General features: G+C 46.8%; 12 protein-coding genes. 6 read left to right on the top strand and 6 right to left on the bottom strand.

Features of this window, described 5'->3' with window-relative positions:
• Window positions 1-83: 83 nt before the first annotated feature.
• Window positions 84-476 (top strand): winged helix-turn-helix transcriptional regulator, encoded by a 393-nt coding sequence (locus QMZ64_RS21130; protein ID WP_265627571.1) that lies wholly within the window; start codon window positions 84-86, stop codon window positions 474-476.
• Here QMZ64_RS21130 and QMZ64_RS21125 read toward each other — a convergent pair.
• From QMZ64_RS21125 to QMZ64_RS21105, 5 genes are all read right to left on the bottom strand, one after another.
• Entirely contained in the window at window positions 473-1,384 is a 912-nt protein-coding gene (locus QMZ64_RS21125) for an alpha/beta hydrolase (RefSeq protein WP_265627572.1), read from the bottom strand. The two genes, QMZ64_RS21130 and QMZ64_RS21125, sit on opposite strands and share 4 nt — an antisense overlap.
• Window positions 1,385-1,464: 80 nt before the next feature.
• On the bottom strand, window positions 1,465-2,760 hold the full coding sequence (locus QMZ64_RS21120) for a nucleotide sugar dehydrogenase (protein WP_265627573.1): 1,296 nt from the start codon (window positions 2,758-2,760) through the stop codon (window positions 1,465-1,467).
• 85 nt (window positions 2,761-2,845) lie between these two features.
• Window positions 2,846-3,910: a Gfo/Idh/MocA family protein gene (locus QMZ64_RS21115; RefSeq protein WP_265627574.1), complete on the bottom strand. Its 1,065-nt coding sequence runs from the start codon at window positions 3,908-3,910 to the stop codon at window positions 2,846-2,848.
• Complete coding sequence (locus QMZ64_RS21110) at window positions 3,907-5,016, bottom strand: DegT/DnrJ/EryC1/StrS family aminotransferase (RefSeq protein WP_301441542.1); 1,110 nt, start codon at window positions 5,014-5,016, stop codon at window positions 3,907-3,909. The genes QMZ64_RS21115 and QMZ64_RS21110 overlap by 4 nt, the downstream gene beginning before the upstream one ends.
• A gap of 121 nt (window positions 5,017-5,137) precedes the next feature.
• Window positions 5,138-6,220, bottom strand: a complete 1,083-nt coding sequence (locus tag QMZ64_RS21105; protein WP_065644632.1) for a glycosyltransferase — start codon at window positions 6,218-6,220, stop codon at window positions 5,138-5,140.
• 194 nt (window positions 6,221-6,414) lie between these two features.
• Between QMZ64_RS21105 and QMZ64_RS21100 the strand changes: the two genes are divergently transcribed.
• From QMZ64_RS21100 to QMZ64_RS21080, 5 genes are all read left to right on the top strand, one after another.
• The gene (locus QMZ64_RS21100) at window positions 6,415-8,658 is read left to right on the top strand and encodes a glycosyltransferase (protein WP_265627576.1); all 2,244 of its coding nucleotides are present in this window, start codon (window positions 6,415-6,417) and stop codon (window positions 8,656-8,658) included.
• A gap of 153 nt (window positions 8,659-8,811) precedes the next feature.
• A complete protein-coding gene (locus tag QMZ64_RS21095; RefSeq protein WP_265627577.1) occupies window positions 8,812-10,185 on the top strand; it encodes a glycosyltransferase in 1,374 nt (457 codons plus the stop codon).
• 64 nt (window positions 10,186-10,249) lie between these two features.
• Complete coding sequence (locus QMZ64_RS21090) at window positions 10,250-11,224, top strand: NAD-dependent epimerase/dehydratase family protein (protein WP_265627578.1); 975 nt, start codon at window positions 10,250-10,252, stop codon at window positions 11,222-11,224.
• A gap of 17 nt (window positions 11,225-11,241) precedes the next feature.
• Window positions 11,242-11,784 (top strand): acyltransferase, encoded by a 543-nt coding sequence (locus tag QMZ64_RS21085; protein ID WP_265627579.1) that lies wholly within the window; start codon window positions 11,242-11,244, stop codon window positions 11,782-11,784.
• Window positions 11,781-12,872, top strand: a complete 1,092-nt coding sequence (locus QMZ64_RS21080; protein ID WP_265627580.1) for a DegT/DnrJ/EryC1/StrS family aminotransferase — start codon at window positions 11,781-11,783, stop codon at window positions 12,870-12,872. The genes QMZ64_RS21085 and QMZ64_RS21080 overlap by 4 nt, the downstream gene beginning before the upstream one ends.
• Window positions 12,873-13,050: 178 nt before the next feature.
• Here QMZ64_RS21080 and QMZ64_RS21075 read toward each other — a convergent pair.
• Window positions 13,051-13,668, bottom strand: a 618-nt coding sequence (locus QMZ64_RS21075; RefSeq protein WP_301441541.1) for a hypothetical protein, incomplete at its 5' end; no start/stop codon positions are given.

Genomic DNA, 13,668 nt, shown 5'->3' with positions numbered 1-13,668 from the left:
CATTCTAATCATTATAATAACAATAAGAAAGTACGCACATTTTTGTGGCATAGTATCATTTTTTATACTAAGGAGAGAGGAAAATGAAAAAGTATCCGGCAGTATGCGAAGCACCGGACGGTTATTCATGCCCGGTAGAAGCAACGATCGATATCATCGGCGGCAAATGGAAAAGCGTCATTCTGTATCACTTGATCGATGATAAAAAACGCTTTAATGAGCTGCGGCGTTTAATTCCCGCCGTGACACAGCGGATGCTGACCCTCCAGCTTCGCGAACTTGAGCGCGATGGCATCGTCTGCCGCACGATTTATAAGCAGGTTCCTCCGAAAGTCGAGTACAGTTTAACTGAGTTCGGCAAGACGCTGATCCCGATCATCAGTCAAATGATGAATTGGGGAGCTTCCTATGCCGGCAAAATTAAGGAAGCACGCCAAAGATCGGCTGACGCTGAAATGCTGGAATCGCAAGGCTAATTGGCCGGCTCGATTTTTAAGAGAAAGTCTTTGATTCTGTTTAAGTATTCTTCAGGATCGTGGCGAAATCCGCCGACATGTCCCGCGCCTTCAATCAAATATAGTTTCTTTATCCCTTTTTTCCGGTCATACAGGCTTTTGGCCATTTCCGGCGGAACAAGCTGATCATTTGTGCCGTGGATGATAAACAGCGGCGTGTCTGACTGCTCAAGATTGCTGACCGGCGATATGTCGGCAAGGCTCCAGCCGTGGCGCCGCTTGATCAGCCCGCTTGCCAACGGGATGAGAAACGGCACGGACAATTTGACGGCGGCTTTCAGCTGAAAGCGGCATAGCTCTGTTAAATCGCTGAAGCAGGAATCGGCAATACAAAACTTGATTCTCCGGTCCTGTTTCATCAGCTCGATGGCAGCCGCGGCTCCGAGCGATTCGCCAAGCACCCCGATCCAAAGGTCATTTCCGAACCTGTTCTCAAGCTCGTCAGCCCACCTCGCCAAATCGTCCTTTTCGTAAAATCCGTAAGAAACGTGTGAACCGCCGCTCAACCCGTGGCACCTGCTGTCGCAAAGCAGGACATTGTAGCCGATGGACTGGAACAGCTCGACGTATTTATACCCTCCAAACAGCGACCACTTGATGCCATGGGAGACGATGACGGCTTTCCTGCTCTTTTGAACGGGAAAAAGCAGCGCATGCAGCCGGCATCCATCCCCCGCCGTCAAAAACAGCTCTTCTTTGTCGTGTGACTCAAACACATCATCGATGATCTCGCCGTGTTTGAGTCCGCTGAAAAAGGTTTCTTCATATGTGCTCCGGTTCGGCATAACAAACAAATAGCTGACAATCAGACTGACGGCAAAAATACTGATCCCAATTCCAAAGACCATCAACAAAATTCCGATCCACACGGCCCTCACCCTTTACGTTCTTGTTTTAACTTATTGTATTCCGAACGCGTCTGGGCGTGAGTCGCGGCAAAAAATTGACGTCAAGAGCACCCGTTTCCGAGCTGGATGACTTTCGCTTTTCCGACTGCTTCCCTCAATACGCCTCTTGTATCAAATATCACGGTTGCATGGTTTAATAGCAGCTCTTTCGGAAGTGCGTCATGATCGGTCAAAACGACAACACAGTCGTACTCTTTCAGCATCTCTGAATCTATCGGCATGCTTGCCAGTTTTTTGCCGCTGAGGTCGAGTTCCGGAACGTGCGGATCATGGTAGGAAATATCAGCCCCCATACCGATCAGCTTCTCTATAATATCAAGCGATTTTGATTCGCGGACATCCGCTATATTACGTTTATAGGTGACGCCGTAGATTAAAATGCGGGCGTCTGTCGCCTTATCTTTCCCTGCCAGTTGCAAGGAACGCTCTGCGATATAGCGGACGATTCTTTCATTGGTTGCTTCCGACAGCTCGATAAAGTCGCTCGATAAACCGCTTTGTTTCATGACAAACTGCAAATACAGCGGATCGACGGGGATGCAATGGCCGCCGATGCCGGGACCTGGATAAAACGCCGCAAAGCCGTACGGCTTCGTGCTTGCCGCCTCGATGACTTCCCATACATTCACCCCAAGCTTGTCGCAGATCATCGCGAATTCATTAATGAATGAAATATTAATAAACCTGTACGTATTTTCGAGCAGCTTTGTCAGTTCCGCTGTTTCCGGCGATGTAACAGGCACAACCTCTTCATAAATGCCGCTGTATAATTGATGCACCTTTTCAAGGCATGCCTCCGTCGCTCCTCCCACTACCTTCGGCACGACTTCAATCGGGAATTGATTGCCCGGATCAACGCGTTCTGGAGAATAAGCCAAATAAAAATCCTTTCCGCATACAAGGCCGCTTTCTTCGAGGATCGGCTTTACGATGTCCCTTGTCGTACCCGGATATGTCGAGCTTTCCAACACGACGAGCTGCCCTTTTTTCAATTGCCCTCCAATCGATTGCGCCGCTCTTTTCACATAAGTCAAATCAGGACCCGCATCATCATTCAGCGGCGTCGGTACGCAGATGATGACGGCATCCGCTTCGCCGATTAAACCGTAGTCCGAAACAGGACGAAAGAAACCGGTGCCTATTCCGTCCTGCACCGCTTGATCGTTGATATCTGAAATATAGCTGTTTCCTTTCCGTAATGCCTCGACCTTCTTTTTGTCCAAATCAACACCGATAACCCGAATTCCTTTTGAAATCAACAACATGGCCAAGGGCAGACCGACAAACCCCAAGCCGATGACCGCTATCGTTTCGTTATGCATTCCCTGTTTGCTCATTTATCAAATCGCCCCTTCTGTACATTCCTTTAATAAACTATGTTTTAAATCTTTTTTTGAAAGGGACGATCTACCAAATCAAAACCTATTTATTTTTCATATCAGAAGTTTGAAATGAAGAAAGAGGCAGCTGCACCGGCTGCTTCTGCAGCACAGACTGGTAAATTCCAAAAATCGTTTCAATCGCCTTTTTCCCTTCATAGCCGTCAACCAATAGTGTGTCTTGGCGCTTGACGGCGCCTATAAAGTTTTGATACATGGCGGTTTGTTCGCCGCCGAGATCAATCAGCTGCGCCGCTTCTTCAGCAGCCGCCTTCTCCCCTTGGATATACCAGCGGCTGATCTTGTTTAAGGCCGGGCCTTCCAATGAAATCGTTCCATGTTCTCCAAAAATCGAGAGAGAGCTTCCGATATTGTTTGGCTGTGTGACGATATTCGCTTCTACTACTCCTTTCGCCTGACTGGCAAACGTCAGAACACCGACAGCAACATCTTCCGTTTCTTTTGCTCCGGAACCGCCCAGTATATCTCCGTAAACGCCTTTTACATCACCTAAAAACCATTGCAGCAGATCGATCAGATGTATCCCTTGATTGACGAGCATCCCGCCGTCTTTTTCCCAGCTACCCCGCCAAGATGCCGCTTCATAATAAGCGGGTGACCTGTTTAAGCGAAGCGATACTGTGCCTAAGTAGATCTTTCCCAGCTTTCCTTCCTCAATCGTTTCCTTTAGTTTTTTCATGATCGGCCGGTGGCGCATCTGGTGGCAGACCATGAGCTTCAGCCCGTTCTGTTCCGCCAGTTCAATAAGCTCATCGGCATCCTGTAATGACAAGGTGATCGGTTTTTCGACGATGACATGCTTGCCTGCCAGCAGCGCGGCTTTGGCCATTTCGGCGTGCAGTCCCGAAACCGCCGCAATAATGACCGCTTCTATTTTGGAATCTGAAAGCAGCGCTTGATACTGCGGATAACAGGTCACTCGGCTTTCTTCACCGGCGAGGGAAGCATAGTATTCTTCCGCCTCCTTCATCCGTTCTTCCTGCAAATCACTGACGGCCGACAACTTTGCATCATTGCACCCGGCCAGTGCTTGAAGATGTTTTCTTGACATATAGCCGCAGCCGATTAAACCGAAATGAACCGTCACTTTTCCCCTCCCCCTTTTTTCAGCAGCGCGGAAATAATCTGCTCTTGTTCCTCAGCGGCTAGAAAAGGATCCATCGGAATCGCGAAAAGGGTTTCGGACAAGGACTCGGCTATAGGGAAATCGCCTTTTTTGTACTGCAATGAAGAATAGACCGCTTGCAGATGAAGGCAGCAAGGATAATACACGCCTGAATGAATATGCTGCTCTTTCAGCGATTGAATGAATTCGTCGCGGTCTTTCGCGCCGATACAATAGAGATGATAGATATGTGTGCGGTCTTCTTTCTCAGCCGGCAGCGTGAGATGCTCCGCTGTTTTCAAACCTTCCCTGTAGCGGCTGGCCACTTTTCTTCTTTGTTCATTCCAGCCGTCGATTTTCTCAAGAAGAATGAGCAAAGCGGCGGCATGTAATTCATCAAGACGGCTGTTGAAACCGATTTTGTCATGGAAGTATTTTTTGCTTGTGCCATGGGTTCGGAGTGTTCTTAATTGCCGGGCCGCATCCGGATCTGAAATCGTCACCATTCCCCCGTCTCCCAACGTTCCCAAGTTTTTTGTCGGGAAAAATGAAAAACAGGCGGCATCCCCGATGCTGCCGACAGGCCGCCCTTTATACGAGGCGCCGAACGCTTGGCAGGCATCCTCAATCACAAGCAATCCGTGTTTTTTGGCAATCGCCATGATCTCGTCCATATCAGCCGGCTGTCCGAAGATGTGGACGGGCATGATCGCTTTAGTAGCAGGGGTGATTTTTTCTTCTATTTTTTTCGGATCAAGGTTGTAGGTTTCACGATCGACATCAGCAAACACAGGCTTAGCCCCCCCCCTTGAGACAGCTTCGGCGGTCGCGAAAAAAGTGAACGGCGTCGTAATCACTTCATCCCCTTTGCCGATGCCGAAAGCTTCGAGCGTCAGCACTAATGCGTCCGTTCCGTTGGCGACCGCAACCGCTTCTTTTACACCAAGCTTTTCGGCTATTCTTTTCTCCAGCTCTTCAACCTTGGGCCCCAATATATATTGGCCGCTGTCCAACACATGCTCAAACTCTTGTAAAATATCTTGTTTTACCGTTTGAAACTGACGTTTTAAATTGATTAACGGGATCATCTCTGTTCCTCCTCCAAAATCAAAAAGTTCCAACATAAGTTATGATGCCTGCCGGTAATTTGGCACGGCTTGATTTTTTTCATAAAAAAAAGACCTACTTGTTCAGTAAGTCTTGACCATGCTATTTGTTCATGCCTAATTTCCCTTCGAGCAGCTGTTTGTTATGAAGGACGGATTTGTCATCGGGACGATATTTTCTCGCCTCTTCATTGTGCTGATACGACTTTTCAAAGTCTCCTAAATTGTAGTAGCACACGCACATTTGCAAGTGAGGGTACCAAGTGTAGTATGCCGGATAGGTGAAGCTCCATTTATTTGAATCAGGTACCAGTGTTGTCGCCAGCTCATACCAGTAGATAGCGGCATTGTATTCCCGCCGCCGCTGAAAGTTATAGCCGATTCTTGAGCATGTTTCGGCACGAGGCGTTTTGGAAAATTCAAATGACTGGAAGAGCGATCTCAGCTCATTGTCCAAGTCGCCGAGAAAGCGGTGGCAGTCGGCTTTGTTGATACAGGCGTATACTTTGTCTTCAATCCATCCTTCTTTCATTTCAATGTTTTTATTGTAGCTTTCAATTGCTTTTTCGTAGTGCCTGTTTTCTCTTAATTCATTTCCGTAGTAAAAATAATCGCGCGGGGTAAACGTGTCGCCGCGGTCGATCTTCTTTTGGTAAATATTGAGGTTTCGTCCGACAGAGTGGCGGATTTTTTTATGCGTCACCGAGATATCGGCATTGATGATGTTCCCGAATACCTCCAAATATTGATGGCAGTCGCCTTTCCATTTAAAGTTTTTCTCCCTTTTCACCAGGCGGTTTCGGCGGTACCTTAAGGTCACATTTCCGAATTCGTCAGTTCCCGCATCATAGTACATGGACACGGAATCAACGGAAGGATCAAGCGTTTCCTTCAACTCTTTTAATTTTTTCTGATCTTTCTCAAGCAACACATCATCCGCATCCAAATAGAGAATATAATCCTTCGTGGCGTGTTTGAACGATTCATTGCGGGCAGCCGCAAAATCGCCGATCCATTCAAAGAAAAAGACGCGGTCCGTGTATCGCTTCGCAATCTCTACGGTTTGATCCGTCGACCCCGTATCCACAATGTTAATTTCATCTACAATGTCTTTCACTGTATCGAGGCATCTCGCCAATACTTCTTCTTCATTTTTGACAATCATACATAGACTGATTGTAACCAAAGCCTTCACTCCCTGAGACTCTTTTTTAAAATCTACCCATAAAATATGAAACAGCAGCTGATCGCGTTTGTGCCGCTGTCACTGTTTTATATTTTCAAGGCTGCGCCATTTCCAAAGTATTTTTCATAGAACTTTCTTTTCTCGCTTGAATATAGATACTACTAGCGAAAATGTGTTTAACCAGGAGGTTTCAAATGGATAATGAATTGGAATATCTGCTAGACTCTGTTGGGCTTAGCTGGAGAGAAACCGAAATATCCCAACTGATTGTTCAACACAAATGGCACGATGCTGCGCAGAAGCTGGAAGAGAGGCTGGAAGCCGCTCCCTTCGATCCCGGCTTGCTGATAAGCGCTGCTTTTGTCTATGAAAAAAAGCAGCAGGCTCAGAGAGCGTCTGAATTATATGATGATGCCCTCCTGTTTGTCAGGCGCGAACATCAACATCGACTCATGAAGGAGAAAGAAGACCTTTTTAAAAAAATGGTCAGGCGGCCAAAAATCATTTTTTTCGTTAAACCGGATTTAGACCGTTTTTTGAATTCTGTCGTTGAGCACCTTTCCGGTACTTATCGGACCAAAAAAATCGTGGTTCATGATCTGACCCAAATCGACGCTGGCATGCACTGGGCGGATATCTGCTGGTTTGAATGGTGCGATGATTTATTGATCCACGGGAGCAAAGTCCCTTCTGCAGCGGCCAAAACATTAATATGCAGGCTCCACAGCTATGAAGCATTTACTTTTTATATTAAAAAGGTATATTGGCAAGCGGTGGACCAAGTGATTTTTGACGGAGAGCATTTACGAGAATACGTATTGGATCAAGTCAAGGCGTTGAAAAAAGAGAAAACGGCCGTCGTTCCCAACGGAATCAAGTTAGACCAATACACCTTTCAGCAAAGGCAAAAAGGCTTTCATATCGCATATGTCGGCTATATCAACTATAAAAAAGGTCCGATGCTTTTGCTGCAGGCTTTCAAGGCACTGATTGACAAAGACCCAAGATACAAACTGTTCATCGCCGGGACGTTTCAGGACGCCCGCTATCAGTTGTACTTCAAGCAAATGATTGATGAACTCCGGCTGACTGACAGCGTCCAATTTGACGGATGGCAGGATGACATGAATCAATACTTGGAAGATAAGCATTACCTGATTTGCACAAGCCTTCTTGAAAGTCAGCATATGTCGGCAATGGAAGCGATGGCTAAAGGCATTAAACCGCTGATCCACAATTTTTACGGAGCAAAGACGATATACGATGAGTCGGTTGTTTGGAATACGATAGATGAATTCGTGTCCATGATGACAAACGGTGATTATACACCTCTCCAATATCGGTCATTTATTGAAGAGCATTATTCATATGACCTCAGCATGCGCAAAATTGAAGAGATGATTTCAGGCTTTGCAAAGCAGTCCGAGTTGACGGTTATGCCAAATCCGCCGCTGATTACAGTGGGCATCATCAACTATAATTACAGCCATTTCATAGATGAATGCCTTCAATCCGTTTTAAATCAACTCTACCCCAATATCGACATTCTGATCGTTGACGACCATTCAACTGACGACTCGATGCAAAAAATCAGCAGCTATCAAAAAACGCATCCGCACATTCGAACGATATGCCACAGCGAAAATACAAAACTTCCTGATCTCGCTTTTAAGGAAATCTTCCAAGAGGCAAAAGGCGAATATGTTTTGCTTTTAAGCGCAGATGATTTCCTCCCGCACAATTTGGTGATCCATGACTTTATGCAGTGCTTTTTTGAAGCAGAAGGATTGGATTATGTTTACGGCGACCTTTTGCTCGTTGATCAACACGGGAAAAATGCGGGTCTGTGGACGTATCAAGAATATAGCGATGAGGAGCTGGTAAGGACTATTTTTCAAAGAGGCGGCTCAGGCATTGTCCCGATGGTGGGCATGTTTAAAACATCTTATTATCAGCAAACAGGCTTCACTTGGCTCGTTGATCCGCAAAAGCCGCTTGCAGGGGATGTGCTGAATTGTTTGGCCAACACGAAGCGCGGCTGGAAGCGCCGCTATTTAAAAAAACCTGTATTGTGCTACCGCCGCCATCAAAACAATATTTCCTACCAATTGCATAAAAGGATTCAATCGCTTGTGTACGTCATCGACTATATTGTGAAAGAATTTGACGAAAGCGTCTATTTTCCCCATATCAAATGGAAAGAGCTTGAGGAAAATCAACGACAGTCTTTGAAATATTTCAGCATCGGGAAAACCTTTTGGAGAATGGCCCGGAGATACACACAAGACGGATATACCCGGCATCTGGACCAAAACGCCAAAAAAGAATGCATTCAGCCGCTCCTTAACAAAATGGATGAATACTTCGAATTAAGCCTCGCTTCAGACAATCAGTATGAACGATATATGAAAAATATAAAAAAAATCCAGCTGATATAAAGCCTTCCGCTCTGTGGAAGGTTTTTCTCATATACTCTCGCACAAATACACAGTCATATAGATTCATTTATACGTATGATAGAGCGCACAAAGTGTTTTTATTCTGCCATATAAAGGAGAAATTGAAAGCCGCATGATCGATGGGAGGTCATCATGAAAGATTTCAAATCAGACATCATTCATTGTCTGGAACAAAAAGATTGGAACAAAGCCACGAAGCGCCTAAAAGAGTGGGAAGCCGACGGCTCGCATAACGAGCCTGATTTTTATTTTCTTCAAGCCTCTCTTTCTGTTTATCTCGGCCATGACCATAACGCCTGGCTGTGGCTCTGGAGGGGGCTTGACCTTTTTTCTGATAACAGATCTTTAAATCTGCTGATGGGAAAAGTGTGCCTGCGCACCGGAAGGGAAAAAGAGAGCGCGGCCTATCTTCAAAAAGGAGATGGAGCAGAAACCGAAAGCGGGCCGAAACTTGATCTTCCTGTTCATGAAAAAACCGAGCCTCCGGCTGGGCAAATCCGCGTTTTGCAAGGCACAATGGAAATCGCAAATCAAATGAACACATTGGCTAAAGGGCTCTCACAGCATGGCGAGCTTGCCCACACTTTAAATTACTATCCTTATTATTTAAATTACGCTGCCGACTACACCTGGTCATTGCTGAAAGAACGCAATACGCCCGCTATGAATGCGAAGCTGAGAAGGCTTGCCAATGATCTCTTGCCATCCTATGATTTGTTCCATTTTCATTTTGGCACGAGCTTTACGCTGGACATGTCGGATTATCCCATTTTAAAACAGGCGGGGAAACCAATGATCATGCATCATTGGGGCAGCGATGTGAGGCTTTATTCAACATTGGCTAAAACAAATCCATACGCCGTTGTAAAAACGAAAAACGAAGCGCGCATTCGATATCATCTCAAACGAATTTCACAATATGTCCAGCACTGCATCGTCGCCGATATGGAACTTTACGAGTATGTAAAAGACTATTATGAGCATATCCACATGATTCCAACCATGATCCAGCTTGACCGCTATATTCCTGACTACAGGTCAAATGAAAAGCCGCTCATCGTTCATGCCCCCACCTCTCCAGAAATAAAAGGAACCCGCCACATCCTTAAGGCGGTGGAGTCTTTAAAAGAAAAATACGATTTTCATTTTCACCTAGTACGAGGGGTTTCTCATGAACAGGCAAAGAAAATCTATCAAAAGGCGGATTTGATCATTGATCAGCTTCATATCGGCAGCTACGGATTATTTGCAGTCGAATCGATGGCAATGGGAAAACCCGTTATCTGCTGGGTCAGTGATTTTATGAAGGATCACTATCCTTCCGAACTGCCTCTCATAAGAGCAAATCCCGACAACATTACAGAAGTGATTGAAAATGTACTGAAAAACCGGGATATGCTGCCGGAAATCGGCCAGAAAGGAAGAAAGTATGCAGAAGTTCATCATGATATGGTGAAAAACAGCAAAAGAGCGCTGGCTGTTTATCAGGCGCTACTTTCGGGATGATGTTGAACAACTTTCGCGTCGCGAGATTTGTATTTCAAAAAAACGAAACAAGCAGGTGAACAAGATGAGCGATATGACAGAGTTATCCGGCCAGCATATTTTCATAACTGGCGGAGCAGGCTTTATCGGATCCTCTTTAATAGGAAAGCTGATAGAGCGCAACAGCGTCACCGTATACGACAATTTTTCAAGAGACTCCCTCCGGTATAAATCTTACCGAGACCATCCTCACTTGAAAGTGGTGCAGGGAGACATTTTGGATGTGAACGCGCTTAAAAAGGCGATCCAAGGGGCCAGCCACATTGTCCACGCCGCCGGCATCGCCGGGATTGACACGGTCATTCAAAATCCGGTTAAAACGATGCAGGTCAACATGATCGGTTCAGCCAATCTGCTTGAAGCGGCTGCCGGTTTAACCGAATGCAAAAGGGTCGTCTGTTTCAGTACGAGTGAAGTGTTCGGCCAAATCGCTTTCAGAGCGCGCGAGACCAGTCATACTGTTTTAGGAGCGGTGGGAGAAGCTCGCTGGACATATGCTGTCAGCAAACTCGCCGAGGAACATATGGCATATGCCTATTTTAAACAACTGGGGCTCCCGACCGTCACCGTCCGCCCTTTTAATGTTTATGGACCGGAACAAGTAGGGGAAGGCGCCATCAAAACGATGGTTCACAGAGCCCTGTTAGATGAACCGATCTATATTCACGGCGATGGAACGCAAATCCGGGCCTGGTGTTATGTAGATGACATGATCGACGGAATATTGCGCTGTTTGACGATGAAAGAAGCCATCGGAGAGTCTTTCAACATCGGCAACGAACGCACTGTGATCACCGTATACGGATTGGCAAGCACGATTATCAGAGTTCTCGGATCAAAATCACCAATCTTCTTTGGGGAGAAAAAAGAAGCCGATATTGAACTTCGCATCCCTCAAGTCAATAAAGCAAAAGAAATGCTCGGTTTCAGCGCAAAAGTGGATCTGGAAGAAGGTATCAGAAGAACAGCTGAAAGCATTCAAAAAAATTTGGATCAATAAGAAAGGAGGCGCTTTTGTTGAAACAATGGAAAAGCGAAGGAAAAGGTGAATTCACCCTTTCCCAGCTCGGAGGATGCGGCGAAAATGTCGTTATTGAAGACGGGGCCCGCATTTTTCATCCGGAAAACATCTATATCGGAGATAACGTTTATATCGGCCATGACACGATTTTAAAAGGCTATTATAAGCATGACCTGATCATCGGTTCAAACAGCTGGATCGGACAGCAATGTTTTATACACGGTGCCGGAGGAGTTACAATCGGAGAATTTGCCGGAATCGGACCGAATGTCCGGATACACGCCGCCTACCATACCGACCCTGATAAACCTGACAGTACAATTTTGTTTTCCCCGCTTACATTCGCTCCTATTCATATTGAAGAAAACTGCAACATCGGGATCGGTGCGTCTATCTTAGCAGGCGTTACGATCGGCGCCCACTCCAAAATCGGAGCAAACGCCGTCGTCAATCGTCATATTCCCCCTTACAGCATAGCGGTAGGCGTGCCGGCAAAGGTGATCAAAAACCGAAGGGTGAAAGATGAGGAGCTCTCATGATTAAATTGATCGAGCCGTATATTACGTTTGAAGAAGTGGAAGCAGAATTAAAAGAAATATTTTCTTCCGGCATGCTGACAAAAGGCCCTTTCGTCAAAACATTTGCAGATGATATTAGTCAGTATGTCAATGCAAAGCATGCTTTTTTAACAACATCGGCTACAACGGCTTTATCGATGTGCCTTAAAAGCCTGAACGTGCAACCCGGAGATGAAGTGATCGTCTCAGATTTTTCGTTTCCCGCCACTGTCAATGTAATAGAAGATTTAGGCGCCGAGCCTGTTTTTGCCGATGTTGACCTTGAAACATTTAACATGCTTCCAGAAGAGCTGGAAAGTCAAATCACGTCCCGGACAAAAGCCGTTCTTTTTGTAGATGCTCTGGGAAACCCGACAGGCATCACCAACATCAAGCACATTTGTGAAGCGTACGGCTTACCGCTTGTGGATGATGCCGCTTGTGCGATCGGCAGCAGTGAATACGGCTGTAAATCCGGAAAAATTGCAGATCTTACCTGTTTCAGCTTTCACCCCAGAAAGCTGCTTACGACAGGTGAAGGCGGGGCAATTACAACCGACCGGGAAGCGTTGAAAGAATGGCTTTCTGTCAAATTAAACCATGGCGCCGCCATCTCTGACGGCCAAATGGATTTTATGGATTTCGGCTATAACTATAGATTATCTGATATCCAAGCCGCTCTTGGAATTAAACAGCTCCAAAAACTAGATGACATCATTCATCGCAGAAACCTTCAGCAGAAAGCATATAGTGAACGACTTGAACCCCTCGGATTCCAAAGTCAAAAAATCGGTCCTGACGTTGTACACAACATACAATCCGCCGTTTTCAAAGTTCCAAAAAACATCGTTCGCGACGAATTGATTCAATATTTGAGCGACTGCCATATAGAGTCGACTTTCGGCACCTATTGCTTAAGCGGCACTACCTATTACCGCCGCAAATACAGGCAGATTAAACCCAATTCCATTTTTCTTGAACAAAATACGATCACCCTCCCCTGCCATGATCAAGTCGATGTGGATCAAGTAGTCTCCGCCATTCAATCATTTAGCCAACGTAAAGGTTAATCAATCAAAAACATCCCTTTCACAAAATAGTGACAGGGATGTTTTTTTATTCTTAGAAATAAAGAAAAAAGGCAGTAAACCTACGGTTTACTGCCCCCCTGAATCATTCGCGTAGCGTTACAGCGAACTTTCGGGAAAACAAACATTTAATTGGAAACTTTGCTAATACCGATAGATATTAAGGGCCGGTCGGGCCTGTTGGGCCGGTCGGACCTGTTGGACCGGTTGGACCGGTTGGACCTGTCGCTCCGGTTGGGCCTGTTGCTCCTGTTGCGCCGGTTGCTCCTGTTGCGCCGGTTGCTCCTGTCGCTCCCGTTGCTCCTGTTGCACCTGTCGCTCCGGTTGGACCTGTCGGGCCGGTTGCTCCTGTCGGGCCGGTTGCGCCTGTTGCGCCGGTTGCTCCCGTTGGACCTGTCGGGCCGGTTGCTCCTGTCGGGCCGGTTGCTCCTGTTGCACCTGTCGCTCCGGTTGGACCTGTCGGGCCGGTTGCGCCTGTTGCGCCTGTCGCTCCGGTTGGACCTGTCGGGCCGGTTGCTCCGGTCGGGCCGGTTGCGCCTGTTGCTCCAGTCGGACCTGTCGCTCCGGTTGGGCCGGTTGCTCCCGTCGGACCGGTTGCTCCCGTCGGGCCGGTTGCTCCCGTTGCGCCGGTTGCTCCTATTGCTCCTGTTGCGCCGGTTGCTCCCGTTGGACCTGTCGGGCCGGTTGCTCCTGTCGCTCCCGTTGCGCCGGTTGCTCCTGTTGCGCCGGTTGCTCCTGTCGCTCCCGTTGCTCCTGTTGCACCTGTCGCTCCGGTTGG

Origin of the sequence: Bacillus sp. LB7, assembly GCF_030449715.1 — a bacterium.
Lineage (GTDB): Bacteria > Bacillota > Bacilli > Bacillales > Bacillaceae > Bacillus > Bacillus paralicheniformis.
The sequence above is the reverse complement of the archived record's forward strand: the minus strand, read 5'-3'. Positions and strand labels throughout refer to the sequence as shown.

Coding starts and splice junctions, on each gene's coding strand:
- QMZ64_RS21130 (WP_265627571.1), top strand. CDS start 84: ATGAAAAAGTATCCGGCAGTATGCGAAGCACCGGACGGTTATTCATGC.
- QMZ64_RS21095 (WP_265627577.1), top strand. CDS start 8,812: ATGAAAGATTTCAAATCAGACATCATTCATTGTCTGGAACAAAAAGAT.
- QMZ64_RS21090 (WP_265627578.1), top strand. CDS start 10,250: ATGAGCGATATGACAGAGTTATCCGGCCAGCATATTTTCATAACTGGC.
- QMZ64_RS21110 (WP_301441542.1), bottom strand. CDS start 5,016: ATGATCCCGTTAATCAATTTAAAACGTCAGTTTCAAACGGTAAAACAA.
- QMZ64_RS21120 (WP_265627573.1), bottom strand. CDS start 2,760: ATGAGCAAACAGGGAATGCATAACGAAACGATAGCGGTCATCGGCTTG.
- QMZ64_RS21080 (WP_265627580.1), top strand. CDS start 11,781: ATGATTAAATTGATCGAGCCGTATATTACGTTTGAAGAAGTGGAAGCA.
- QMZ64_RS21100 (WP_265627576.1), top strand. CDS start 6,415: ATGGATAATGAATTGGAATATCTGCTAGACTCTGTTGGGCTTAGCTGG.